This is a genomic window from Sedimentisphaera cyanobacteriorum (genome assembly GCF_001997385.1).
Classification (GTDB): Bacteria; Planctomycetota; Phycisphaerae; order Sedimentisphaerales; family Sedimentisphaeraceae; genus Sedimentisphaera; species Sedimentisphaera cyanobacteriorum.
In genome coordinates, this window is sequence record NZ_CP019633.1 from 1,216,348 (window position 1) to 1,242,944 (window position 26,597).

Here is a 26,597-nt window from a genome sequence, read left to right on the forward strand (position 1 = left end):
TTTCCCCTCTCACACCTTCGTTACACGAAGCATTTCTTCTACAGTCGTCTCGCCGGCATCGAGATACCTCTGCACGTCTTCTCTCAAGCTTCTCATACCTTCTTTTTTCGCCTGAGCCTTTATGTCTGTAACAGAGGCGTTTTCCATCAGAAGAGCCCGTATATCATCGCTCACAACAAGCTGCTCGAAAATCCCCGCCCTGCCTCTGTAGCCTGTGCCCTGGCAGTTTCTGCATCCTGCCCCGCGGTAGAGCGTTTCGGGGATGATGATTCCGTATTTATCCCTCAAATTCTGCGTTTCATTCGCATCTATTTCCTGTTTGCAGTATGGGCATATCTTCCTGAGAAGCCTTTGGGCAAGCACGGCCTCCAGCGAAGAGGCCACAAGATACGGCTCAACGCCCATATCCACGAGCCTTGTAAGGGCTCCGGAAGAATCGTTTGTATGGAGCGTGCTGAATACAAGGTGGCCTGTGAGAGATGCCTGAACTGCGATTCTCGCTGTCTCAAGGTCTCGTATTTCACCCACGAGAATCACATCGGGGTCGTGTCGCAGGATTGAACGCAAACCCGCTGCAAAGGTAAGCCCTCGCTTATTGGAAACCTGTATCTGATTCACGCCGTAAAGCTGATACTCGATCGGGTCTTCTATTGTTATAATCTTCCGTTCCAGATCGTTTATCTTTGAAAGAGCGGCGTAGAGAGTTGTAGTTTTTCCGCTGCCGGTAGGGCCGGTAACGAGGATAATCCCGTGCGGCTTTGTGATTACATCTGAAAAGATGTCCCTGTCTTGGGCATTCATCCCGATATTCTCAAGCCCAAGCAGCATTGATGAGCAGTCCAGAAGCCTCAAAACCACCGCCTCCCCGTAAAGCATCGGGATAATCGAAACACGGATATCCACCTCTTTGCCTGAAAGCAGAACCTTTATCCTGCCGTCCTGAGGGATTCGCTTTTCAGCAATATCCAGATTGCTGAGAATTTTTATGCGGGAAACAATCGCCGCCTGAAACTGCTTTACCTCAGGAGGCACCGATGCCCCCTGAAGAACCCCATCCACGCGGTATCTCACACGCAGCTCATCCTCAAACGGCTCGATGTGCACATCTGTTGCCCTTTTCTCTATGGCTTCTGTGAGCAGCTGATTCACAAAGCGGATAATCGATGCCCCTTCAGCCTCGTCTTCAAGATCAATATCCTGCTGCTCGATTTCGCTGAGTATCTTAAGCCCGCTGGTCTCAGCCTCATCCACCATAGTCTGGATTGTATCTGCCCCGAGGCCGAGATGAGTTTTGATGAAGCGGTCTATATCAGACCTGCAGCAAAGGGCAATCGGGCAGTCCAGCCCGGTTGAGATGCGAAGCTGATCGATCCCCCTGCTGCTGAATGGGTCGCTCACGGCAATATGCAGCCTCCCGTCAATCTCTACAGGAGCAATGCAGTGTTCAAGAAGCAGCCTTGCAGGAAATTTGGCAAGCATATCTCGGGAAGGCAGGAAGCTTTCAAGCGAGCTCAAGTATTCACAGCCGATAATCTCGGCCAGCGATTCGAGAAGACTCGGCTCGTCCAAATCCGTATTCGAGCTCACAGCCTCCATAAGGCTGTTGTTTTTGGATATGGATTCATCAACAGCAAGAGCCTGAGATGCACTTATCAGGCTCTTTTCCTGCAATTTCTGCGACAAAAAACTCATTGGCAATCAATCCGGAAAAATGTTTATATATTATTTAAGTACCGGCCGGAAATCATTACGGCCGATTGACAATTCAGCTTGCAGAACTACTTGAGAAGCCCCATAGACACCATCTGAGCCTCCTGGACTACGGTGAGAATCTCTTTGAGCTTTTTCTGCGCCTCAAGAAGCTTCTGCTGCTCCTTTGCCCTTGCAGCACGCAGCTCGCTGAGCTCTTTTTTGATTTCATCAATATCAGGTTCTTCTTTTTCAAGAGCAGCTTCAAGCTCTGCGGCCTCTTTTCTTGAACCCTCAAGGTCTTCAGCGTTTCTTTCAGGGCCTCTTCTTCTGAAAACATTGACCATCCCTCTGTTTGCCCCAAATTCATCTTTCTGCTTGAGCTCCATCACCGTTTCAACACGCGGCTTTACAACAGCCCATTCATCATCGCTCACAGAGAGTCTGTCTTGGATTGCAGTCATAATACGCTGCTGCACCATCTTGCGCATCTCGTCCATATCACGTCTGGGTCTTCTGTCTCTGTCCGGCCTTGCCCTGCCTCTGTTTTCACGGTCTCCTTCAGCAGCTAACAGCCCGCCGGATAAAACTGCAAAAAGCAGCATTGTAAAAAGCAATTTGTTTCTCATTTTTCAGTCCTTTTTAACTAAAATTATATTTACGGATTGTATTCATAATAAATTTGTTGAATTATTAGACGTTTCAAAAGCACAGCATATTTCAAAAGCTAATAATAATATCATTTTTTTTCAAGACTCTTCTAATTTTTTATTTTTTTGTTACATTTAAGCCTCTACAAGCGTAATAGAGGGTGAAGTCGACTTCCGGAAAGACGGTACTAAATTTAACTAATAATAACTTACCGAAAGGGAATTAAAATGAAAAAAATATTAACCCCTATTATACTGATTGCGTTTATCTGCTCAGCTGCCGCAGCAGCAAATCTGAAAATGAATCACATCCCCTCGGATTCCAAATGGGTTTTTCACTGGAATTCAGATCAATTCAGCGAAACCAAATACTGGGATCTTGCTAAAGACGACATACCTGCAGACAAAATGGAAGATATTCAATGGCTCTCTGATTTTCTCGGCTATGATGTTCTCGAACAGACACACGGGATAACTCTTTACGGCCCAGACGCCAAAAAGCAGAACGGCGTTTTAATGGTTTATGGAGAATTCGACAAGCCTCATGTGATTTCCGGGCTCAAAGAAAACGAAGAGTATGCCCAGGAGCTTTACAGAAGCGAGATAATTCATCAGTGGAGAGACCCCAAAGACAACAGGCTGAAATCCGGAATTTTTGCAGACCCGCAGCAAGTTGTTGTTTCAGAAAACAAAAAGGCTCTAAAGAAATTTATCGATATGAAGGCTGGAGATCAGGAGAGCCTAAAATCGGACAGCTCTTATTCATTAAGCTCTCTGCTTGAAGCAGCAAACGATGATGCATTTATGATAATCGGAGTAACCCAAATCAGCAATCTTAAAAAATTCGGCAAGAACAATGCTATTTTCAACAACTCCAGTATGCTCGCAGTGGTCAGCGGTGAGAAAAGCGGAAAAACCTACATCGATATAGACCTTACAGCGAAGGACGAGGAATCCGCAGAGCAGGTTGAGAAGATGATCTCTGGAATTAAGGCGTTCTTAATGCTGAAAAGCAAGAACAACGATGAAACACTGTCCATTCTCGAAAATACCACACTCAAGCAGGATAAAAACCAGCTCTTTATGAGCGTTGAGATCCCCTCTGAGAAGGTTTATAAAGCCATCAAAAAACACGCAGAAAGAGAAAAATCCAAGGACTCTGAAAAGTAAATTCTTTTTTTATAAATGCACAATAACCTAAAAAACTTTGGCGACAGCACACTTGCCCGGTTCGCCTCTAACGGCAACCGGGCAGCTTTCGATGAGCTTGCAGCCAGATTTACCGGACAGCTGCTTATATTCGCTTCATCGAAAACAAATAATTATCACGATGCCGAGGATATTGTGCAGGAAACGATGATGAAGGCCTACAAAAATATAGAAAATTTTAACTGCAAAAGCAGCTTTAAGACTTGGATATTCACAATTGCATACAGAACTCTTGTTTCGAATGCGAGAAAAATGAGGCCGGCTCTGCTGAACGAAGAATCTCAGCAGAATTTGGAAATTATCGAAGAAAATGATGAAGACTTCGGATGGGTATGGGAAATAGCCAGAAAGCTCGGACAAGAAAGCTTTACAGTTTTATGGCTCAAATACAAGCAGGAGATGAGCATATCTCAGATAGCCAAGGTGATCGGCAAAACAAACGCAGCTGCAAGAGTTATGCTTTACCGGTCTCGAAAGAAAATGGCTAAAAAGCTGTATCTTGAGCGTGAGAACAGGCAAAACAGTTTTTTTAGATCAGATGAAGGGATGAGCTTTGAAAGGGCAAAATTATGAAAATTAAGCTTTTCAGCTTTATGAAAACCTATGAAAATCTTAACAATCCCAGAAGGCTCAATTCCAAAGAGTTTGATGAGATAATGAAAAGCAGCGTTCTTGATGTTTCTGAAAACAATAAAGAAAAGGTTTATCAAAAAGTGTCAGGAAAGCTGGATGAAATTGACAGAATAAAAAGCAGAGAATCTGCCGGCAAGAGCTATTTAAGGCTAATATTAGCATCCTCTGCAGCGGCAGGGATTTTACTGCTGGCCGGGGTCTTTTTAATTTATTCTAACTCTAACAGTCCAAAGAAGTCCGCTAACTCTTACAGTGAAACAGAGCAGATGAATTTCAGCACAGCACTTCCCGAGATAAATAATTTTGCTCCGGAGACAATGCTTGAAAGGGAAGTTGAGAATATTGAAAAAGACATTAGAAGCGGGATAGATTTCCTTCAAAGCTGTATGCCCCAAGGAGTAAATCAATCTAACAGCAGCACAGATTCAGAAACCTAAAAAGCCTATTTTAATAAAACCTACTTACCGCAGCTATTCGAAGAGCGGCTGGTTGTTTGGAGCTTGAGGAGATATGCCCAAATGAGAATAGGCAAAAGGGGTTGCCTCTCTGCCCCGCTTCGTTCTTCTGAGAAACCCTTCCTGCAAGAGATACGGCTCAACAACATCCTCCAGCGTGTCCCTTTCCTCGCCCAGAGTAGCAGCGAGCGCCTCAATACCGGCGGGTCCTCCGCCGTAAACTGAGATAAGCGATCTGAGAAAGCTTCTGTCCAAGCGGTCTAATCCGCAGGAGTCTATACGCTCCATTTCAAGCGATTTATTAACGATTTCAGTGGTCAGCTCGCCCGTGCCCTTAACCTGAGCATAATCACGAACTCGTTTCAAGAGCCGGTTTGCTATCCTCGGAGTTCGCCTGCTCCTGGCAGCTATGAGCCTGATAGCCTCATCTGAGCCCTTGAGCCCGAGCATATCCGCAGACCGGCTTACAATCTCAGCAAGCTCTTCAACCTTGTAGTACTCCAAATGGTACAGCATACCAAATCGGCTTCTAAGCGGGGAACTCAAAAGCCCTGCCCGAGTTGTAGCCCCGATTAGGGTAAAGCGTTTGAGCGGAAAGTTTATCGTTTTGGCGTGCAGGCCGCTGTCAACCGTGAAATCCACCTTGAAATCTTCCATCGCAGGATAAATAAACTCCTCCACAGCAGAATTTAGGCGGTGTATCTCGTCTATAAACACGATATCGCCGGTATTTACATTGCTCAGAAGCCCCATTATATCGCCCTGCTTGGCAAGAGCGGGCCCTGAAGTAACGCGTATGGCCGCATTCATCTCTCGGGCTATAATGTTGGCGAAAGTGGTTTTGCCGAGCCCGGGAGGCCCGTAAAACAGTATATGCTCAAGCGGTTCATCTCTCTTATTTGCCGCCTCTACAGCAATCCGAAGCTTCTCACGCACATTCTCCTGCCCGATGCACTCTGAAAGACTCTGAGGGCGAAGGGCAGCATTAAAGCTGTTTTCTGCGGGATTTTTCTCTTCTGCGCTTAAAACTCTCTCTATAGCCATCTGATTCCTGACAAAATTGTTTCTCTCTTTAATTGCCGCATAATCGGCGTGCTGATAATTATAACTCCCAGAGGTATTATTTCAAAGCGTTTCGCAAGGAAATCGGCGCATAAAAAATCTCGGGTCTGAGGCAAACCCGAGATTTGTTTGTACTTCGTTATTTATTGCCTCTGGACTGAGCCTTCGTTCGCACTTTCCATCTTTGCCACTCATTTGAAAGCGTTTTCACAAGCTCGGGATGCTTATCCGCCACGTCTTCAGTTTCGCAGGGGTCTTTCTCAATATCATAAAGCTCCCATTCTATCGGCTCAGGGAATCGTTTGCCCCAAACCATCTTCCACTTGCCCTTAATTATTGCTCTGGCCTTCTGATGGTTGTAGCAGAGCGTACGCGGCTCAAGCTTTCCGCCGGGCTCGAAGGTTTTCGTAAGGCTCACGCCCTCCATCGGCTGAATCCGGCTGCCGTTATAAACCCTTGGATACTTCGCCTTGGCCACATCGAGCAGAGTGGGCATAACGTCAATAATATGCGTGTAATCACGAACCCAGCGGTCTGTTGAATTCAGCCCGGCAGGCCAGTGAACGATAAACGGCGTTACAATTCCGCCCTGATGCGTGAAATGCTTGTAGAGCCTGAAGGGAGTGTTGCACATATTCGCCCAGGCAGAGCCGTATGCGTGGTGAGTTCCAGGCCCGCCCATTTTCTTGAGCTCCTCGCCCTTATGGAGCTTTGTTATACCAGCACGTGAGCGGCCGTCGAAGCCGAAAGGACCCCATTCATAGCAGGCGCCGTTGTCAGAGAGGATCATTATTACAGTATTCTCATACTCGCCCTGAGCTTTAAGCTTCTCAACAATCTTACCGATTCCGTCGTCAACGTGCTTAACCATAGCAGCATATACAGCCATCCTGTGGGCAAGGTCTTCCCGGCGGTCTTCAGGCAGCGAGTCCCAAGACGGGTTCGGCTCTCCCGAATAGCCGTTTGCGATCTTGTTGTTATTTTCAACCGGCACAAGCGAGCGGTCTGTGAGCTTCCAGCCTTCGTGATTAAACAGCCCTACATCCTTCTGCCTTTCGAATCTCTTCTTCCTAAGCTTATCCCAGCCCTTGCGGTATGTATCAAGCAGCGGCTTTACAGACTCATAAGGAGCCTGTACTGGAAAATGAGGCGAGGAATGAGCGAGATACATAAACCAAGGCTTGTCCTTTTTCTTGGCCTGATCGAGAAATTCGAGTGTATAGTCGTTGAAGGCGTCAGTAGCGTAGAAATTCTCTTTATCGTAAGTAATTTCCGGCTTGCGTCCTTCCGGAAGGCGGTGATATCTGTCCGGTTCCCACTGGTCCTGAGCGTAGCCTCTGTAATAGCCGTAAAATTCATCAAAGCCGCGGTCTGTCGGGCGTGTGCCTTCCTTTGCTCCAACGTGCCATTTGCCAACGTGATAGGTCTGATAGCCGTTCTTCCCGAGAGCCTCACCGAGCGTTACGCAGCTGTCAACGAGTGAGCCGCCGAAATTCGGTATGCCTGTCTGTCCCGGGTGCAGCCCTGTGAGCAGGCTCGCCCTCGATGGGCAGCATCGTGCGGAATTGGTCATATGCGTATAGCGAAGCCCGCCATCTGCAAGCTTGTCGATATTTGGCGTTGGAACTTCACCACCGTAGCAGCCAAGGTCGCTGTAGCCAAGATCGTCAAACAATACCAAAAGAATATTCGGCCTTTTGACGGCCTGATCCGCCCCTGATATGTTTGCAGAATTAGCGCCGAAAGAATTAATATACCCGGCAAAAGGAGCAGCCGCTGCTGCAAAACCGGCCTTCTGCAAAAATTTCCTGCGATTCATATATCCTCCGAAAAGTCTAAATCTTGTTTCGTAAACCCGCCCAAAAAAGCGGCCTTATATCAAAATAGCAGTTTGAGGAAGATTTTTACAAAAAATACAGGATTGTTTCGGATTTTCCGTTAAATCAGGGCTTATTTTCAGAATCGCCGCCGGAATCATCGTCATCTTCTCTGCCGCGTTTGAGGACAATATAAAGCTGAAGGGCAAAGCCGGCAAGTGCGCCAATAATTATAAAGCCCGGTTCAGTATTTTGGATTCTATCAAGAAGTGAACCGAGAAATGCACCTAACATCATCAGAACTGCATACTCTATGCCCACAGTTACCCAGCGGTAGTAATCGCCCTGACTGTCGCTGTTTTTGTCCTTTTCTTCTTTCATAAATCATCCAAATGAAAAACAGTGCACCGCCTAAGCCTTACCAGCCGGCAGATGCACTGCTTCAAATTCCTGTAATTCTGGTTTAGCTCAGCTTCTGGCCTGATCGAGTATGAGAGTTTTAACCTTCTCGCTCGGTAGGTTCAGCGAACCGTAAGCGCTCGCCGCAGACTCTCTGAGCTCAGAATCTATTGCCCTTGAAGCTGTCATTGAATAGAGCTTGTCTATCTGTTCGTCGGTCAGCTTGCTGCCGTGAAGCTTGGCTGAGTGGATCAGAGAATCGAAAACGCTCATCCTCACAGATTTATCAAAGTCTTCGCTCAAGGCAACATTCGCAATCGCCTTCTGAGCCTCTGCTGTTTTGAGAAATGCAAGCACCTCAGCAGCTTCTATGCGGTATTTATCGCTGTCTGAACGGATAACCCTTATCAGCGTCTTCTGAGCCTTCGATACTTTCACAATTCTGTTCCTCGCAGAGCAGAGCTTATCGAGCACATCAAATGCCCTGTCTGCATATTCTGCGGCCTTATCTTCGCCGAACTTATCTGCATTTTCCTGCATAATCGCAGTGCTGAGCCTCTCTATTATCAGCGAGCTGCCAACGAAATCCTTAGTTGGGTTCGCCCCGCCGAGAGCTATAGCTGCGCTGAGCTGCACTGCGTTATTATCGTATTCCAGTGCATCCACAAGCGGCTGGCTCGTTCCGAAGCTCTCGAGCAGAGAAGCCTCGCCTGAGCTTGCCGCAAGAGCCTCAACCAGATTCAGCGTAATATAATCGTTCTTGTCTTTGATAGCTCTCGCAAGAGCCTGATGGAGGTATTCCGGCCCCGCTGTTACAGCGTATGTCATAGCATCTGCATGCCCCTGCCCGAAATACTCCGGCATCTCAATACCAGTCTGCTGGGCTTTGAAGAAGCCGTCGAGCCAGAGGGCAATAGCCTCGCCTGTTTCGGGATCTGCCTTCAAAGACCACTCACAGCTGCGCATGCACATAAGCTCGAAGAAATACCCTCGCTCTACCTTTTCACGAGTAAGCCTCTTTTGAGTATTGTCCCAGAACCATACATTCGCAAAATCGAATTCGGTATTCGGCTTGAGGGAATCTTTGTGGTAGTAGTAGTCTTCTGCAAGTGTGAAAAACAGGTCAGATGAAGAAACCTTGAGAGCAGAACCCTTAATTTTTTGTATGTTCTTCTCAGCAAGCTTTTTAATATCTTCTGTTTCAGCGGTTTCCCAAACAAGCTTCAAATGTGGAAGCGCCTCTGAATAGCCGATGCTCCCAAGAGCACGAACCGCCTCAGACTTCACCGCCACATCCTTCATCTGCAAAGCAGCGCAAAGCGGCCTAACCGCATCTCTGCCCATCTTGCCGAGGGCTGCTGTGATATAGGGCATCTCATCCTTGCGGGACTCATCCGCTATAGCATTGAGCAAATACGGAACGGCAAACTCGCCGGAGTTGCGAAGGCGTTTCTCAGCCTTGATCCTGCCGCGTATTGTGCTGCTGAGACGCTTTATCTCACGCCGGATTATTTCCGGATCGGTTCTTTTTATGTAACGCCCTTCTTCGATAATGTCGATTATTGAGGAGGCAGCGTCTTTGAGCTGTTCATTGCTGTTGTAAACCCTGAGCAGGATTGAATACCCGCGGGGATTTTCCTGACTGAGCTCAAGCATCTTTACCGGATCCGGGTCGCTTTCGATTAGCGCCTCGGCCTTGCTCTTTGCAAGCTCATATCTGCCGATTGCCGTGTAGTGCAGGAAGTCGTTCCAGTTTTCTTCCATAGCAGCAGCGCTGAGCAGCGATGTACAAGAGAGCATTGCCGCCAGCAGCCAAATCTTACTGATTTTAATAGACATCTATTGTCTCCATAAAGGTGTTCGCCGTACTTTAAAAACGAATAATTACTCTTAGAGGATTATAATTTGTCTAAACGAGGTGTCAATTAAAAACAAATTCCCCGCCCCGCCAATTTCCAAATTCATCACCTCGCTCAACTAAACAAACTTAAAACCTGCCACTCGCCACTTGCCACTCGCCACTCGCTACTTACTCCCCAAAACTTCCTTAAAATATTCAATAGTCTGCATTAAACCTTCATCAAAATTAGATTTTGGTTCAAAACCGGCTGCTTTGAGCTTGTCTATCGAGGCCATACTGTGCCGCACATCGCCCGGCCGTTCTTCGGCATACTGGATCTCTGAGCTCGAGCCGGTTAGGCTGATTATACGCTTGGCAAGGTCGTTGATGGTTGTTTTGCCTCCGTAAGCAACGTTGTAAACGCCTGCAGGCGCATCGGACTCTGCGAAGAAGGCGTTCGCTGATGCCACGTCCTGAACGAACACGAAATCGCGGGTTTGTTCGCCGTCGCCGAAGATTGTGATCGGCTCATTGCGGAGGGCTTTGTGGATAAAGATGGGCACAGCAGCAGCATATTGACTCTTGGGGTCCTGCCGCGGGCCGAATACGTTGAAGTAGCGAAGGCAGGCGGTATTGAGCAGCCCCTCGGAGCTGAACATATTGCAGTAGTATTCGCCGTCGAGCTTGGTGATGGCGTATGGGCTTTTCGGCTCGGGGAGCATTGTTTCGAGCTTCGGAACGGTTGGGTTGTCGCCGTAGATTGCGGCGGATGTGCTGAAGCAGAGCCGCTTTACGCCGGCCTTGCTCGCCTCGCTGAGCACGTTCAAGAGCCCCTGCACGTTCGTTTCTACGCATTCCTGCGGCTTGTGCATCGATTCAGGCACGCTGATCATTGCGGCCAGATGGAATACGTAATCGCAGCCGCGAACCGCCTCGCGAACCGCCTTGCGGTCGGTGATGGACCCGCAGATAAGCCGTGCGCCTGTGCCGGCCAGATTCTCCTCAAAGCCAGAACGAAGATTATCCAAAACCACAACCTCCGCCCTGCCGCTGTAATGCCGAGCGATATGTGAACCTATAAACCCCGCCCCGCCAGTAATGAGAGTTTTCATAATCAAACCTTCATACTTTCCGGCATATCAGGAATACCCTTAAACATCTTACTCACATCAGCCTTTGAATGAAGAATAACAAGGGCAGTTGCGATAATAAGCTTAATATCCAACAGGAAACTGAGATTTTTTGCATACCAGACTTCAAGCTCTGCTTTATGTGCCATTATCTCGCTGTAACATTCGCTGTAATCTTTATCAGATGCTCCTATAATGGCTTCTTCATCCCTGAAAACCACCGACCCTATGCCCGTAATGCCCGGGCGGAGCTTCATTATTTCCTGCTTTAGATCTTCAGGGAAATACCCAAAGCACTCCGGCGTCTGCGGCCTTGGGCCAACTATTGCAATATCGCCCTTAAGCACATTAAAAATCTGAGGGAGTTCGTTTATCTTTGTCTTCCTGAGAAATCTGCCGAAGGGAAGAACGCGGGGGTCGTTCTGAAGAGTTATAGTGCCAGAACCTATATTGGGGCTGTTTTTGAGCATAGTTGCAAACTTGAGCAGCTCGAAAGGCCTGCCGTCTTTACCAACCCGATGCTGAAGATAAAAAATTTCACCCTCTCCGGTTAATCGCAGGGTTATCATCAGAGGCAAAAGCAAAGGAAGAAGAATTACAGTTGCGATAAGTGCTAAAATAAAATCAATGGGTCTTTTAAAGAATTTATACATACTCGGCCTACATCTTCTGATCTAAATTTTTCCCTGTTTCACTATGCTTCAGTGTAGGAACAGCTTTTATCATAGCTTTTACATAATCTGTTTTAGTAATATTGGGATTTGTTTTAGCTGCCCTTGCAAAATCGAGAAATTCTTCAAGGGCATCCTCACCGGAAAATTTATCCCGCATTATAACTCCCACATTCTGAAACCTCTCCGTATCCAAATCTTCGGCCTCTGTATAGAACTCTTCATAGCCCTTCTCCCCCGTTGTATCAGTGTTAAAGAAATAACATGGCCACTTGCCCTGCGGGGCAAACTCTTCAACTTTTGCCTTAGCTTCCTCCTCGCTGCTGCATTCTACCGGCTCAAGCCCCATCTCATGCAAGAGATCAACTGCTATCTGTGAAAAGGTTTTCTCATCCTCGCCTGAAGAGAGCTTTGGGAAAAAAACATCCCTGTTGCTTCCTAAAGCAGCAGAAAGTACGCAAAGCTCGCCCGCCTCCTGATGGGAGATGAAATATCGCTTCACATCTCTAGGGGCTGAAAGCGGCTGCATTTTGTTGAGTCTCTCATGGAAACCGTGCGGGAGGCTGCCGTCTGAGAATGCTACATTTGCAAATCTCGCAGTTGAAAAAGGCTGCTGGTCTGAATATTTCATCAGCACCTGCTCCATTACCATCTTGCTCGCACCCATCATATTTGCAGGATTTGCCGCTTTATCTGATGATACAGAGAAAGCCTTGCTGAATCTATAAGGCATTTGCTCCAAAAAATCATTCAGAGACAGGACGTTCGTATCAAGCATACGCATAAGGCAGTAAATATCCTTTTCCGATCGAACATGCTTTACCGCACTTAGATTGAAGAAAAAATCAAAACGCTCCGTCTCAGCAAAATATCGGTCGAATTCTATTGAGCCCAGACCAATCGGCATGGTCTTGAAGTCTTTAGGAACTTTTACGTTTTTGGAAGATCTTAAATCACGTACCAGCTCTACAAGATTATTTTCACTTATGTCAACGAGAGAAATCGCCTCCGGCTCAAATCTCAGAAGCGTTTTAACCACCCAGGAGCCTATAGAACCCGCTGCCCCTACCACAGCTATACGGCTGCCTTTGATAACATTCAAAAGCTCTGCCGAATTCGCCTCTATATCTTGTGCGAAGAAAGAACTTCGCCTGCCTGTAATAATATATTCATATTTTAGATTCATTATTATTTCCCTTCTGAGCCGCTGAGCATCTTAAAGATGTTTTTTAGCCACTAATCTGCACTAATTTGCTCTAATTATTATATAAGATTAATCTTATCAATTAGCTGTTATAAACATATCTTTTCCACTCAAGCTTATTACTGTTTCCCCAATTAATCAGATAACCAACAGCTTTGCCGGTAGCCTTAAGATAATTTAATAACTGAGCTTCTTCAACGCTTGTTATACTTGGAATAGCTTTCAATTCAACAACAATAACTTGAGACACAAATAAATCCGGGCGATAATACTTATTTAATTTAAAGTTCTTGTAATACACGTTTAATAAAGGCTGACTTTGGTATTCTATACCGCGTCTTTCAAGCTCTACCTCAAGGGCATCTTGGTAAACCTCCTCCAAAAACCCATAACCTAAAGTGTTGTAAACTTCAAAAGCAGCAGCCATTAAATCATAACCTTCTTGTTCATACATAAAACTAACTTTCAACTAAATCAAAAAAAATTAGTGTCTTATTAGTGATAATTAGTGGCTCTGCCTTTCCTCCCCAGCTACTTCTGGCCATTACCGGCCAGCACATAACACACACGCTGTATCTCTTCATCTCTGAGGTTGCTTGAGCAAGGCAAGTTCACAATATGCTCAAAGAAGTATTCGGCTTTCTCAATATTATAGGCTTGGCAGCTTCTGTACGGCTTTTGGTGGTGGTTAAGATTCCAGATCGGACGCACCTGAATATTGTTTTCTTTGAATTTATGTATCAAATCGTCTCGGCTGAGCGGGTAGCTGTCTTCGATGAACAGCGAATAGAACCAGTAGTTCGAATCGCAGTAATCGGGAATTTCTATCAGCCTCAGGCCGTCAATTTCGCTTACTGCCTGTTTGTATTTTTCAAAGCTCGCCTTTTTGTGGGCGATAAAATTATCAATCTGCTCGATTTGGCCGAGCCCTATAGCCGCCTGAACAGCGGTGAGCCGGTAGTTGTAGCCAACTTCATTATGCACATAATATAGCGGGTCGTCTTTGGCCTGAGTGGTAAGATATTTAGACTTTCTGATCATCTCCGGATCCTCAGAAACAATCATGCCTCCGCCGCCGCAGGTAATGATTTTGTTGCCGTTGAACGAAAAGCAGCCGAAATCGCCAATAGTACCTGCATATTTGCCTGCATATCTGCCGGATGTTATCTTCGAGCCGAGGGCTTCTGTGGCATCTTCGATTACAGGCAGATTGTGTTCTGCCGCAGCATCCATAATCTGCTCCATCTGGCAGATCGAGCCGAAAATATGTACCGGAACCACAGCTGCAATCCGCCTGCCGGAGGTTTTGTTGTAGAGCCGGCCTCCCTTCTGTTCGCACCCCTCGCTCAGGAAAGATGCCAGGCCTGCCGGATCCATATTCATATAGCTGTCGCAATCTATGAATACCGGCTCGCAGTGAAGATAACGAACTACGTTTATCGGGGCGATGAAGGTTAGCGTGGGTACGATTATCTCCTCGCCCGGCTTAACGCCGCTGAGCAAGAGGGAGATGTGAAGGGCTGACGTGCCGTTCACGCACGCACACGCCCCGCCGGCAGAAGATACGTATCCGGCCAGATAATCCTCAAGCTCCGATACGAAACGCCCGGAGGTGGAAACCCACTCACTCTCCATACACTCATTTACGTATTTCTTCTCATTCCCCGCAAAATATGGAGCGGAAAGAAGGATTAGATCATTCATTTGGATTCCCTATATTAATCTCAAGCAAATGCTTCTTCGCAATACTTAGTAATAAAATCAACAGTTCTCCTTGCTGTTTTTTTACTCACGCGAGTATGAAGAGGCAAATTTACTACCTGCTCGCAAGCCTTATCTGCAACCGGACACATTCCAATTTCATAATCATACTTTTCAAGAGGCGTTTCAATAGGATGAAGGGCACATTCGAACCAAGTTCCCAGTTCAATACCATGTTTAGCAGCGTCTTCTATTGCCTTCTGTTTATCTTTCACTCTAACAGGATACCTCACCATAACCGGATCTTGTTTTGAGCTGTCAAATTGCCTTATACCCCAACCTTTATTTCCTAAAAGCTCATCGTAAAAAGAAGACATTTTTTTTCTGTGCTCAATATTAGCTTCAAGTGATTTCATTTTTTTAACGCCTTCCTTAGCCTGAACACTGCTCATTGCCTTAAAGAAATTCTCCGGCATTTTTGGTTCAAATTCTTCATTGGAAGAAGAACCGACAACAATTCCTTTTTTTGTTAACCATCTGAATAAATTCTGAGCAAGCGCTGTAGTCCGTGGATAAATCAAGGCTTTATATACCCAAAGCTGAGCTTGAAGCATTAAAACTTCTTTAAAGCTCGGCTTAATTAATTCATTTTCACATAATTCTTGAATGTCTTGAGCTACATTTTCGTCATTGCAAGTTACCATACCGCCGATACCAGTAGTGAAAGGTTTATTCCACTGCCCTGAAAAATATGAAGCTATTCCAAACGTTCCAGCCAGTTTTCCTTTATAAGTAGAGCCGACACATAAGCAGCAATCTTCAATGACAGTTACACCGTATTTCTCAGCAATCCCCATCAGTTCATCCATATCACAAACATAGCCGTATGTATGCTGTGCTATGATAAGCTTTGTATTTGGAGTTATCGCCTGCTCAAGCAAAGACACGTCCATATTAAAGGTATCCGGCTCAATATCAACATAAACCGGATTTGCACCAACATACTTCACTGGATTAACATCCATCACGCAAGTGTAGCCGGGAAGGATAACCTCATCACCTTTGCCAATTCCAAGAACTCTCAGAATTGCATATAAGGCCACCCTGCCTTTCCACATTGTAAATGCATCGAAGGCCCCAAAAATAGATTTGAGGTTTGTTTGGTATTTTTGCGAACTATTCATAACTACGCCCAAAATAATAAACATAGCGATTCATCTTACGCCCCTCGGGAGTTTCAAACCTTTTATCAAGCAGCCAACCATTTTTCAGATAAAAGCGGTTGACCGATTCATTTCCTTCCCTATCAGTAGTTAAGTAACATCCTTCACTTCCTCTTTGTTCAGCATCCTGCAAAAAACGATTCAAAAGCCCAGCTCCAACTCCTTTTCCTTGAGTATCAGGGGAAACTGCAATAGAACTTAATAGGGAAAGTGTATTATTATTTTCAGGTGCATCACCACGATAAAAGACTGCTCTAACCAATCTAAAAATAATTTTCGGATTTTTTAGAACTGCCGTAAAGCTTGATAATGCAAAAATATACCACCTTCTTACCAGCAGTCTTTTAAAATAACCGTCTGGCACTAAAGGACCAACAATTACCCCTGAAACAGAGCCATTCTCTATTGCTACAAATCCAATGCCTTCCTCATCTTCGATGAAGGACTGATAAAAACATTTCAAAAAACGCCTTCCTAAAAATGTAAGAAAAAAATTAGGGAAAGAACGCATGTGCACTTCCACTACCTCATCAATATATCGACTGCTAAGCTTTACGATATTCACCGTTTTTTCCTTGAACTGAGAAAAACATTTCTTCTAAATTGTCCACAGCAGTACTAAGAGACATCTTGTCATCATAATACTTTTTCCCTTTTTTACCAATTGTACAAAGTTGTTTTGGTGAGGCTTTCGATAATTTTATTACTTCCTTAGCAATTTCTTCAGGATTTTCAGGCTCACAGCAAAATCCAGCACCAGCATCTTTAACAATATCAGCACAATTGCCTTCCACACACATTAGAATTGGCCTTCCTAAAGATAAGTAAGCCTGAGTTTTGGAAGGTATTGTTATCTCAAAAAGAGGGTCTTTACGTAAATGAACAAGAAGAACATCCGCCAACTTCAAAATACCACCGATCTCTTCTACAGGTTTTCGGCCATGAAATATTACGTTTTTTAGACGTGATTCTTTAACTTGTTTTTTCAGCGGTTCAAATTCTACACCTGAACCTATCATTACAAATTGAACATCAGGGGCATTCCTCTGAACTATTTCCGCAGCTTTAATAACAGAGCTTAAAGCCTGGGCTCCGCCCATATTACCTGCAAAAACAACGTTAAACTTGCCTGTAAAACCAAGTTTATCCGCAACGTTTCGATTTGCAACCTTTGATTCAGAAATAATTGCATCGCACCAGTTATAAATAATTTCAATTTTATTGCGCGGAACACCTCTATCCAATAAAAGACTCTTCATGCCTTGAGAAATTACAACATTTTTTGATGCATTTCGATAATTGAATTTGCACCAAGAATGTAACATCTTGTACGCAAAACCATTTTTGAACATCCCTGTCGAAAGAAGACTATCCGGCCAGACATCTTGAATATTGTAAACAAATGGGATATTTCTAAACCACTTGAGAATTACAGCAGGCAAACCTAATGTAGCCGGACCTTGAATAACATAAGCTATATCAGCTTTTTTTATTATAAAAGGGGCAAACAATGACATTGAAGTAGACAATGATAAATAACATAAAATCCTTTTAACTGCTGACTGATCATGACTGGGGTACAAAGGAAAACGCAAGACTTCCACACCTTCCATATTTTCACGCATAAACAGCTTTCCCTTATATCCATCATAAATTCTACCGCCAGGATAATTTGGGAACCCTGTAATGACCTGAACTTCATGACCGCGTTTGACAAATTCTCTCGCTAATGGCAAACCGAAAAAAAAATTGGGTTCCGGCTGGAAATAATGCGTTATAAAGAGAATTTTCATATCAGCTCAGGTCGTTTTTCTTAAGGTTTTCCCAGATGCAGTTAAGCTTGGCCTTGCCGGCTATAAGTTTCAGCACTCTCTCTGATGTATTCAGAATCTGGTAGTCTCTGGGCAATTCAACGCTGTTACTCGAAATATCATCAGAGGTTTGAATACGTATTGCTTCCACAATCGTATCAGCCTCTAGACCGGTTACAACAACAGAGCCGGTGTCAACAGCTTCAGGTCGTTCTATGGCATTTCGGGGCGTTATTGCGGGGAAATTTAAGATTGAAGCTTCCTCGCAAATAGTACCGCTGTCCGATATAACGCACCTCGCCTTCATCTGCAGATTCACATAATCTATAAAACCAAAAGGCTTCATAAAACGGATTCTCTGATCCAAACCGTTTCTTTCAAGGCTTTCAAGCCTTTTTTTGGTTCTCGGATGAGTGCTCACAATTACCGGCACATCGAATTCATCAATCAGTCTCTCGAATGCATCGAGTATCTGCCCTAAAGATTTTCTTCGATCCACATTTTCCTCTCTGTGGATGCTGGCCAAAAAGTATTTCCCTTTTTCAAGCCCCAATTCCTGAACGGCATTAGAGCCCTTGATTTTTTCAATATTGTCCATAAGGACTTCCCGCATAGGCGAGCCGGTAACATATATTCGCCTGTGAGGAAGCCCTTCTGAGATAAGATGCCTTCTGGCGTGCTCTGTATAGCACAGATTAAAATCCGCTGTATGGTCAATAATTCGGCGGTTTGTCTCTTCTGGAACGTTTTGGTCGAAACTTCTATTTCCCGCCTCCATATGGAAAATCGGGATATGCAGCCGTTTTGCAATGATGCCAGCTATAGAGCTGTTAGTATCGCCAAGTATAAGAACGGCGTCGGGATTTTCTGCTTTGAGTATCTCTTCGGCTTTGATTAGTATATTGCCGTAAACCTTCCCGAGGCTTGAGGTGTCCACATTCATAAAATGGTCGGGCTTTCTAACGCCAAGGTCATCAAAAAAAACCTCGTTTAGCTCATAATCATAATTCTGGCCTGTATGAACTATAATATGATCCAAATGCTTATCTAAGCGTTTGAGAACTGCCGAGAGCCTTATTATTTCCGGCCGAGTACCGAGGATGGTTACTACCTTCATAAAATGCTATACCTCTTCGTAGAATGTGTCTGGGTCTTTCGGATCAAACGGCTCGCTAATCCAAAAAATTGTAACAAGCTGTGAGTTCCCTGTATTAGTGATATTATGCGTGTAATTAACGGGCATTTCAACCCAGCTCGGCTCATCGCCGCTTACTTTATACTCGATAACCTCTTGCGTTCCAATCCGGCGCAATTTAATGCTCGCCTGCCCCGAAACAACGCAAAATTTTTCGCTTTTTCTGGTATGATAATGATTGCCTCTTGTAATGCCGGGCTTTGTTGTAGAGAACGATACCTGCCCCGCCTCTTCAAACTTATAAACCTCTACAAAACTGCCTCTGTCATCTCTGCTTGATTTGAGATTTTTCTGCCAATCGTTTGAATCCATATAAGTAACGAAAGTATTGTACAGATCTCGCTCAAAATCACTGGAAAATGAGGGCACGAAACCGTCTGAATAGCATTTCTGGAAGCTATAAAGCAGATCCAATATTTTTGACACCCTAACGCCCTCGACTCTTGGCTTTATATGCTCCACCCTGCAGCCTGAAGTATTTTCCCTGATAAGCCCGCAAATATCCTCAACCAGATAGTTGATGTGAATCATACTAAGCTGGCCATCAACTTTTATCTCCGGCTGCTCTCCATACGCCACCTGATGGCAAAACGTTGCAACAACAGAATTGTAAAACGGCTTCCCTCCATCACCGAATACGTTGGGAACAACCATAGAAACTCCTGCAGCATCGCGATCACCGCACCATTTCTCCAGAATCTGCATAGCCGCCAGCTTACCTTTGCCGTATGGGTTATCCTTTTCAATCTGAGTGGTTGAAGAGAATAGGATTTTGGGTTTGCTGCCCGAGCTGTCTGCCGCATCAAGGAGCTTTTGCATAAGCTCGATATTCTTATTGAATATTACGTCCGGCTCATCCCTGTTCACGCCGGCAAGATGAACAATAACATCTGCCTTTTGTGCAAAGTCTATAAGCTTGGATTCATCATCGTAGTAAGAATCCTCGAAAGGCAGGACATTGATATCCTCTTCACGTGCGAGACGATTCTCTAAATGACCGCCGACAAACCCGCTTTTACCTGTAATGCCAACATTCATAAACTATTGCCTCTGCTCCCAGACTTCAAGCTCTTTCTGTACGTATGGAAGGCTGAGAAGGAGTTTTTCAACCTCAGGGATTCCCATCTGCCTTGTATTATGTGAGTTATAGTCCTGATTTACCACTTCCTTCTCTTTGCCTTCAGAGAAGTACATTGTGTAGTTGAGGTCTCTATCGTCCACACCAACCCTGTAATAATCTACCATATCCTCTGCCTTCTGAAGCTCTTCTACCGTGAGAAGGGATTCATATATCTTTTCGCCGTGCCTTATCCCGATCACTTTAATTTCATTATCTGCATTCATTATGTTTCTAACTGCTTTGGCAAGATCCATCATTGTGCAGGCCGGTGCCTTGCGTACGAAAAGATCGCCCGGGCAGCCGTTTTCGAAAGCGAACAGAACAAGGCTGACTGCATCACGCAGAGGCAGCATAAAACGTGTCATATCGGGGACAGTTAGCGTTAGGGGCTGGCCCTGTTTGATCTGATTCATAAAAAGCGGAATAACCGAGCCGCGTGAACACATCACATTCCCGTACCGAACGCGACAGACAGTTGTATCGCCGGAATTATCGAGCCTTGAAGCCGCCGCCGAAACCTTTTCCATCAAAGCTTTCGTCATACCCATTGAATTGATGGGATAAACCGCCTTGTCGGTGCTGAGGCATACAACTTTGTCAACGCCGTGCTTTATTGCAGACTGAATAACATTGTTGCTCCCGGAGATATTCGTCATCACAGCCTGCATCGGGAAGAATTCGCAGGACGGTACCTGCTTGAGGGCTGCGGCATGGAAAACAAGATCAACACCGTTCATCGCCTCATCTACGGACTCCCTGTCTCGCACATCTCCGATGTAGAAGCGCAGCTTGGAGCTGGCCTTCTCTATTCGCATAAGCTCCTGCTTTAATTCATCACGGCTGAATATGCGAATTTCCTTGCAGCCGGTTTCGAGTAGGGTATTTGTTACGGTTTTGCCGAACGAACCAGTTCCACCGGTAATTAGTACAGTTTTTCCTTCAAGTCTTTTCATAATCCACCAAAGATAATTTGTTTTTCAGTATGTTATCCAAAGGACGGAAAAAATCAAATAAAGCTTTTGCTAATCTTTGCCGGAATCTTTTTTGTCTGCCCTTTTTCTAAGATTCATTAGATATTCTGATGTTATCTCTTCTGGGGGCTTTGCCATAAACTCATCCAGCAGATCCTGATGCCCTTTAAGTGCAACTGCATCTTCAAGACCTTCCCGCCAAAGCTGCCACCTCTTAGAAGGAACTATCGGCTCATATATTGCATCTTCAGGGAAATCAGGATTACTTCCTGCATAAATCACACCATATATATATATAGAACTTTCATTAAAATGATTTTCATTAAAGTAACCTTCTCTGTCAGCATAAGTCCAAAATCCGGCACCCGCCAAACCTAATGCCCTAGCCTGAATAGATAAAATTCTAAAACAATTTTTGTATTTAGTGTGTTTTTCAATGTTGTATGGATATCCTCGCCGAGGCATAGTTCCGTAACACCAAACTTTGCTGCAATTTTCTTTAATCAGCTTAATGTCTTTCCTGCGATTAACAAAGCTGTTTTGACCAACACACCAAATATCAACGTATGGAATTGCTCTTTTTATCTCTTCGGTACTATCACCCATAGAATTTGCGTATATATTTATCATTGGGTTAGTACTCCTTATTATTTTTGCAGCTCTAATAAAATCATCATGCAGTTCCTCATCATAAAGGTAGATTGCATAATTATCATAGCTGTAACCAAGATCACCCATGTATTTAACAAGGCGTCTAATATAAGAAGCAAATTTCCGGCCCCACTCTTCAGAATACATGTCTTGCCCAAAATATTTTTCTCTGCCAGAGCCGAACCCTAGCAAAAGCAGCACAAAATCTGCATGCTTTCTGAGCTGAAGTTCTTTTTTGAGCCTTGGATTTATTAGCACTATGTCAGAATCTCTCTTCTTCGAAGATATCTTGCTTACAAAAAGTGAAGGATGTATAACCGTAACATTCAGATAATGCCGGCTTAGATCGTCAACAGCAAGATGAGGAAATTCATTAGTAAAAGTATTACTTCCGGTTATATAATCCCAGTTGCAGGTTTTGAAGTCTGGCTTTTCAGGGAATTTCCTGCGTGCTATTTCTATATCAGCTTTGATAACCTGTTTAGGCTTCTCTTCACTGTTCTCACATCGTACAAGAACCGCGGAAGAATAATTTCCCGGTCTCAAAGACTTTGAATTGAATTCAGCAAATAACTGCACGGTTTCTCCCGGTTCGATTTCAAAGCTTTTTCCTCCCTGCAAGACGAGGGGGTCAGCCAAAAAACCTATATTCTTCGAATACACATAAACAGCCCGCCTCGGGATCATAAACGCCTGAGAAGGCAAATAGTCCCCCCCCCGCTTCAAAGGTGAAATATTTAAGCTGAACTGCAAACTTTTATCTGAGCAGTTTACAATATTAAAAGCGTTCAGGTCGTGTTCATTCTGCCAAGCATAGTACTCAAGCTCAGAGATGCTGTTAGGGCCCGCCGGCAGGTCTTCATATTTGAGAACCTTAAGCGGGGCCGCTGAAGTGCAGTACCAAGGGACATTATGTTTTGCATTTAAGTATTCCGCCCTGATTTTATCAAAGAGCCTCTCAAGAGATTCTAACTCTTTGAAAATGCCCAGCTCCCTTTCAAAATCTTTGAGTTTGTCTTTGTAGGCTTTAATTTTAGAATCAAATTGTTTAATCTTAATGCCGGAACTTTTGAAAGAAGTTTGCAGCGATTGAATATTACGTTCAAGCTGACGCAGCCTTTCTGCAAACTCGATTGCTTCGCTGTTTACAACTGCAGGCCCATCCAGCTCGGGACAATCCTGTTCAGCAGCGAAAATCTTAATTTCATCACAAAAGAATGAACTCATAGGCATAACTAATAATTTTACAAATCTTGCCTTGGTATTAAAATTTAACTTAAACCCTTTCCTTTTTGTTAAGGTTGTATCGTAAAATATACAAACTTTTGAGCTCTTATAAGAAACAGCTCTGTAACATTCAGCATCTACAGAGGCTAAACCAATAATATAGTCGGGGTACTGGACTCCGCCTTTTCCCCCTCCGGTAGTATGTATAACTACCTCTGATATGTTTTTCATTTCCTCCAAATCAATTGTTATAGAAATAAAAGTATGATTGTTCCAACCAACAGTTTCACTTTTATTCGAACTGTACCATATAGCACCGTCAGAAGCTGGAGAAGCCCTCTTTCCATCTGTCAGCTGTCTGTAATCTCCTGCATCTTTCGTTAAATGGTAATTCGGCTCAGGGACAAGCGTATAGTCTTTATTCAATGCCAAATTCTCGGCGGCCGGCAGATTGGCAGTTACAAAAAACACAAATAATATCAGTATGAATTTCTTCATTAGTTTTGGCTCAGTATTTCAAAAAAGGTTAAGATGTCCAGTAAATTTAACGTCTTGGACAAGACATTTTCAGGGTTAGTCTATATATCTATAAAACTTACAATCGAATTATGCACTAAAATTACTACATATACTCACTGATATTATATTTTTCTTTCCTTAAAAATGAAGATGTAGCTTGTAAGGGATCTTTACTTTTAGCTAAAAGATCCAACATAGAATCGTGCTTTTGCTGCTCCACTTTATTAAATCTATACTTTATTAATTTAGCCGGATTGCCAGCAACTATCGCATAAGGAGGAACTTTTTTAGTCACAATCGATCCAGCACCAACAATAGCACCACGGCCGATCTTGATGCCTGCCAATATTATACTTCCTTGCCCTACCCAAACATCATCCTCAATAATAGTTTCTAACTCTTCCAATTTATCACGGCCAGAAAAAAACATTGGAGCCCCCACAATATCAAACCGATGGTCTCCTCCTACAATGCTCACATATGATGCAATCATTGAATAATTACCAATCTTACAATTAGCATATATATACGCATTCCTGCCAATAAACACATAATCCCCCAATTCCACAGAATAAGGCTTAAAATTTGATTGCATACCACAACAGTAGCAGTGTCTCCCTAAACGCTTAAACTTATACTTCATCAAAGAGATAAAAAACATAAAAACATCTTTAAGGAACCACTTCAGTTTTTTTATTAATCTTTGTCTCATGAATTAGCCTAAAACCTTCTTTATTGTTAGAATTTGGGTGTGCGGATTATACTTTTCCTCTATTACTTTGTAACACTTAGTTCTAATATCTTCTCTATCTCTTTCAGAAAGACCAAGCCAAGACCATAATTTAATTGACAAATCGGCTGTTGAACCTTGATCGAAGAAACTGCCCGTAACACCTTCCTCAATCGCCTCAAACTCGGGACCATGTTTTGTGAAATCATTATGTGTAACAACAGGAGTGCCATAAACAAAGCTGTGAATTACAGTTAAACCAATATTCCCCGGCGTAACACAGACATCAGCATTATATATTAATTCACCAAGTACTTCCTCTTCATAGCAAGGGCCGTAAAACCATACATAATCAGCCAGTCCATAATCGGAGACAAGCTTTTCAAGGCCGGTATTCTCATTATCTTTTCCTATTACTACCAAATTAAATGACTTGCCCTCATTGTTCAAAAGATTTAACGCTTCAACTGCCAAATCAAGCCTTTTTATTTTTTGAATCCTGCCGATATAAACAGCCACAGGATTATCATTGCCAAAATGCTTTTTATATACATCGCTTTGGGTGAGCTTCTCTCGAATTTTGAGCTGCTTATCATAGTCAAGCGAATTATAAATGCATACAAGCTTATCAGGCTTAAACCCTTCTTTTATCATCAAATTGCGGGCGTAATCCCCGTAAAGCAAAACCTTAGTACATAACGAAAAGAAAACCTTCTTTATTATCGTTTTTATTATTCCTTCGCGTCCATACCAGCCGTGTGTCCAGAGATATGTTTTCTTGCCCAAAATCTTGGCAAATAAAAGCACAAACCAAGTGGAAATGCAGTAAGGCTCCCCTGTTAGTATAAACTTTTGGTAATGCCTTTTAAAAACAAGGCTTGCAGCACCTCTTTGATACGAAAATTTATTTACGAATAAAGCTTTTAACTCTTTCCTAAATCCTTCAAGCTCTGAATAGTCAAATTTCTTCACATCTGAAAGAGACCGGTCTGCAAAATAGAAATCACAGCAAAGCTCAGAATCCATAAGCTTGTAGATAGGCTTACGGTAATGATGAGCTAAATTGAATAAGCAGCAGTTAGTAGGTTTTTTACTCATTTTCAACATACTTATTCGCAATTAATTCAGATATTTTAAAGCTTTTCATTTTAAGAAAACCTATCGAAACAAGAATTCGCCATAAAAACCTAATTGATAATGACAGTCTTTCAAAACCCTTTTCAAATCTCAAATAATTTTCAGCTCTTCTTATAGGATCTTTATGAATATTATTTTTAAGAACTTTATCTTTCATTATTATCAACTCAGCATCAGAAGAATTAGGCCTGCTGTGAAAATTTCTATGAAATTTAAAATTATTTAAAGCATCTTGCCCCCTAACAACTTCTTTTCTTCCGTTACTAGTATGGCCATAGTCATGAAATTGATGCAGAGCTAGGATTTTTAAGGTGCCATTAATTATAGGAATTTTGTTTCTCATACAATATAAAACCAAAGCCTCGTCATAACCTGCTCTACCTATTACTAGAGCCGGGAGATCATTCCACATCCCTCGTCTAAAAATGAAATAATCCATACCGGTTGGAGAGTGCAATTGCAATTTGCAAGTTTCAAACAATTGTTTTAATTGTCCTAACCAATGTTGATTTAACTCAAAATCTACATCTTTCATGAGGTCAATCCGCTGCCCAGTTACCAAAAATTCATTTAACTTGGCTTTTGTAATAATTTTAACAGCGTCTGCAATGGTTTCATTTAGCAAAATATCACAATTTAGATAACACTGTATATCATGCTTAGCATTTTTTTTTGCATGATTTACTATACTGTTAAATAAAGGAATCCCAGACAGACTACACTCAATATCTGGAACGTTAATCGTACCAAGATCTTTGCATGCTTCTGCAACTCCTTCACCTTCACCATAAACTAAAACTTCGACATCGGCAGCAACCCTTAACCAACTTTGAATAGCCTTCTTCTGTATCCGGCCAGTGTGGCCATAAAATGGCTTGGGACTCGTTAAAAACGTTATCATAGCCAAAAATCCTAATTATCTTTATTCCTCATTTAATAACTTCTTTGATATTTGCAATTTTTTTAGCCGGATTCCCTGCAAAGACAGTTCCTTCAGGGACATCTTTGGTTACTACACTATTTGCCCCAATAACCGCGTAATTGCCGATTGTGCTACCCTTCAGTACTGCACAGTTTGCGCCTATAAAAACATCATTTCCAATTACCACAGGGCTTGACTTTGCATTTTCAAAATCGTCTTTACTACTCCTCTTCGCAGGGTCAATAGAATGAAAATCAGTGTCCACAATCATGCTGTCAGAACCTATAACGCATCTGTCCCCTATTGTTATTATTTCAGCAGCACAAATTGAAAGTCCGCTAACTCTCACTCTATCACCAATTTTAATTAATGCACCAGATTTCATTGCTCTGATAACCACTGGATGCGAGCAACCTAAAGCGGTGTATTGGGGTCTTGAGCAAAGTATAACTCCCTCACCTAATTCTATGTTAGAATCCTTAACTTTTGATATTATAGGCGAGCCTATAAAGGAAGTTTTAGCTCCTAACTTAATACCACGAAGGCTTAATATTTTTTGGTAAACAAGGTTATTGTAAATATCCATAAAATATCGCTGATATTTATGAAATGAAAATAACCATTTAAGTAC

At 43.4% G+C, this 26,597-nt stretch carries 25 protein-coding genes; 3 read left to right on the forward strand and 22 right to left on the reverse strand.

Annotated features, from left to right (window positions below):
• Positions 1-9 precede the first annotated feature (9 nt).
• Both L21SP3_RS04690 and L21SP3_RS04695 read right to left on the reverse strand, forming a co-directional pair.
• Positions 10-1,692, reverse strand: a complete 1,683-nt coding sequence (locus L21SP3_RS04690; protein WP_077539615.1) for a GspE/PulE family protein — start codon at positions 1,690-1,692, stop codon at positions 10-12.
• An 86-nt stretch (positions 1,693-1,778) separates the two neighbouring features.
• Positions 1,779-2,318, reverse strand: a complete 540-nt coding sequence (locus L21SP3_RS04695; RefSeq protein WP_077539617.1) for a hypothetical protein — start codon at positions 2,316-2,318, stop codon at positions 1,779-1,781.
• Between the two features lie 249 nt (positions 2,319-2,567).
• Here L21SP3_RS04695 and L21SP3_RS04700 point away from each other — a divergent pair, with 249 nt between their 5' ends.
• The 3 genes from L21SP3_RS04700 to L21SP3_RS04710 are packed head-to-tail and all read left to right on the forward strand — an operon-like array spanning position 2,568 to position 4,618.
• Positions 2,568-3,509, forward strand: a complete 942-nt coding sequence (locus L21SP3_RS04700) for a hypothetical protein (RefSeq protein WP_077539619.1) — start codon at positions 2,568-2,570, stop codon at positions 3,507-3,509.
• A gap of 15 nt (positions 3,510-3,524) precedes the next feature.
• Complete coding sequence (locus L21SP3_RS04705) at positions 3,525-4,121, forward strand: RNA polymerase sigma factor (protein WP_077539621.1); 597 nt, start codon at positions 3,525-3,527, stop codon at positions 4,119-4,121.
• Positions 4,118-4,618 (forward strand): hypothetical protein, encoded by a 501-nt coding sequence (locus L21SP3_RS04710; RefSeq protein ID WP_077539623.1) that lies wholly within the window; start codon positions 4,118-4,120, stop codon positions 4,616-4,618. The genes L21SP3_RS04705 and L21SP3_RS04710 overlap by 4 nt, the downstream gene beginning before the upstream one ends.
• A gap of 33 nt (positions 4,619-4,651) precedes the next feature.
• Here L21SP3_RS04710 and ruvB read toward each other — a convergent pair whose 3' ends face one another.
• The 20 genes from ruvB to L21SP3_RS04810 all read right to left on the reverse strand — a co-directional run bounded on the left by ruvB (position 4,652) and on the right by L21SP3_RS04810 (position 26,552).
• Positions 4,652-5,680, reverse strand: a complete 1,029-nt coding sequence (gene ruvB, locus L21SP3_RS04715) for a Holliday junction branch migration DNA helicase RuvB (RefSeq protein WP_077539625.1) — start codon at positions 5,678-5,680, stop codon at positions 4,652-4,654.
• Positions 5,681-5,837: 157 nt separating this feature from the next.
• On the reverse strand, positions 5,838-7,517 hold the full coding sequence (locus L21SP3_RS04720) for an arylsulfatase (protein WP_077539627.1): 1,680 nt from the start codon (positions 7,515-7,517) through the stop codon (positions 5,838-5,840).
• A gap of 124 nt (positions 7,518-7,641) precedes the next feature.
• Entirely contained in the window at positions 7,642-7,896 is a 255-nt protein-coding gene (locus tag L21SP3_RS04725) for an AtpZ/AtpI family protein (RefSeq protein ID WP_077539629.1), read from the reverse strand.
• A gap of 87 nt (positions 7,897-7,983) precedes the next feature.
• Entirely contained in the window at positions 7,984-9,753 is a 1,770-nt protein-coding gene (locus L21SP3_RS04730) for a HEAT repeat domain-containing protein (protein ID WP_077539631.1), read from the reverse strand.
• 186 nt (positions 9,754-9,939) lie between these two features.
• On the reverse strand, positions 9,940-10,866 hold the full coding sequence (locus L21SP3_RS04735; RefSeq protein ID WP_077539633.1) for an NAD-dependent epimerase/dehydratase family protein: 927 nt from the start codon (positions 10,864-10,866) through the stop codon (positions 9,940-9,942).
• A 2-nt stretch (positions 10,867-10,868) separates the two neighbouring features.
• Positions 10,869-11,537: a sugar transferase gene (locus L21SP3_RS04740; protein WP_077539635.1), complete on the reverse strand. Its 669-nt coding sequence runs from the start codon at positions 11,535-11,537 to the stop codon at positions 10,869-10,871.
• 7 nt (positions 11,538-11,544) lie between these two features.
• On the reverse strand, positions 11,545-12,741 hold the full coding sequence (locus tag L21SP3_RS04745) for a polysaccharide biosynthesis protein (protein WP_077539637.1): 1,197 nt from the start codon (positions 12,739-12,741) through the stop codon (positions 11,545-11,547).
• 100 nt (positions 12,742-12,841) lie between these two features.
• Positions 12,842-13,213, reverse strand: coding sequence for a GxxExxY protein (locus L21SP3_RS04750; RefSeq protein WP_077539639.1), 372 nt, complete (start codon positions 13,211-13,213; stop codon positions 12,842-12,844).
• 77 nt (positions 13,214-13,290) lie between these two features.
• Positions 13,291-14,463, reverse strand: a complete 1,173-nt coding sequence (locus tag L21SP3_RS04755) for a LegC family aminotransferase (protein WP_077539641.1) — start codon at positions 14,461-14,463, stop codon at positions 13,291-13,293.
• Between the two features lie 20 nt (positions 14,464-14,483).
• The gene (locus L21SP3_RS04760; protein ID WP_077539642.1) at positions 14,484-15,668 is read right to left on the reverse strand and encodes a DegT/DnrJ/EryC1/StrS family aminotransferase; all 1,185 of its coding nucleotides are present in this window, start codon (positions 15,666-15,668) and stop codon (positions 14,484-14,486) included.
• A complete protein-coding gene (locus L21SP3_RS04765) occupies positions 15,637-16,248 on the reverse strand; it encodes a GNAT family N-acetyltransferase (RefSeq protein ID WP_227806814.1) in 612 nt (203 codons plus the stop codon). The genes L21SP3_RS04760 and L21SP3_RS04765 overlap by 32 nt, the downstream gene beginning before the upstream one ends.
• The gene (locus L21SP3_RS04770) at positions 16,229-17,476 is read right to left on the reverse strand and encodes a glycosyltransferase family 4 protein (RefSeq protein WP_077539645.1); all 1,248 of its coding nucleotides are present in this window, start codon (positions 17,474-17,476) and stop codon (positions 16,229-16,231) included. The genes L21SP3_RS04765 and L21SP3_RS04770 overlap by 20 nt, the downstream gene beginning before the upstream one ends.
• Before the next feature lies 1 nt (position 17,477).
• Positions 17,478-18,611, reverse strand: a complete 1,134-nt coding sequence (gene wecB, locus L21SP3_RS04775; protein ID WP_077539647.1) for a non-hydrolyzing UDP-N-acetylglucosamine 2-epimerase — start codon at positions 18,609-18,611, stop codon at positions 17,478-17,480.
• A 6-nt stretch (positions 18,612-18,617) separates the two neighbouring features.
• The gene (locus L21SP3_RS04780) at positions 18,618-19,727 is read right to left on the reverse strand and encodes a polysaccharide biosynthesis C-terminal domain-containing protein (RefSeq protein ID WP_077539649.1); all 1,110 of its coding nucleotides are present in this window, start codon (positions 19,725-19,727) and stop codon (positions 18,618-18,620) included.
• A 3-nt stretch (positions 19,728-19,730) separates the two neighbouring features.
• Complete coding sequence (locus tag L21SP3_RS04785) at positions 19,731-20,762, reverse strand: SDR family NAD(P)-dependent oxidoreductase (RefSeq protein WP_077539651.1); 1,032 nt, start codon at positions 20,760-20,762, stop codon at positions 19,731-19,733.
• A 69-nt stretch (positions 20,763-20,831) separates the two neighbouring features.
• Complete coding sequence (locus L21SP3_RS04790) at positions 20,832-23,084, reverse strand: hypothetical protein (RefSeq protein WP_123785137.1); 2,253 nt, start codon at positions 23,082-23,084, stop codon at positions 20,832-20,834.
• A 196-nt stretch (positions 23,085-23,280) separates the two neighbouring features.
• Entirely contained in the window at positions 23,281-23,889 is a 609-nt protein-coding gene (locus L21SP3_RS11985; RefSeq protein ID WP_077539655.1) for an acyltransferase, read from the reverse strand.
• 3 nt (positions 23,890-23,892) lie between these two features.
• On the reverse strand, positions 23,893-25,005 hold the full coding sequence (locus L21SP3_RS04800) for a glycosyltransferase (RefSeq protein WP_077541835.1): 1,113 nt from the start codon (positions 25,003-25,005) through the stop codon (positions 23,893-23,895).
• A complete protein-coding gene (locus L21SP3_RS04805) occupies positions 24,998-25,945 on the reverse strand; it encodes a hypothetical protein (RefSeq protein ID WP_077539657.1) in 948 nt (315 codons plus the stop codon). The genes L21SP3_RS04800 and L21SP3_RS04805 overlap by 8 nt, the downstream gene beginning before the upstream one ends.
• A gap of 28 nt (positions 25,946-25,973) precedes the next feature.
• Entirely contained in the window at positions 25,974-26,552 is a 579-nt protein-coding gene (locus tag L21SP3_RS04810; RefSeq protein WP_077539658.1) for an acyltransferase, read from the reverse strand.
• Positions 26,553-26,597: the final 45 nt, after the last annotated feature.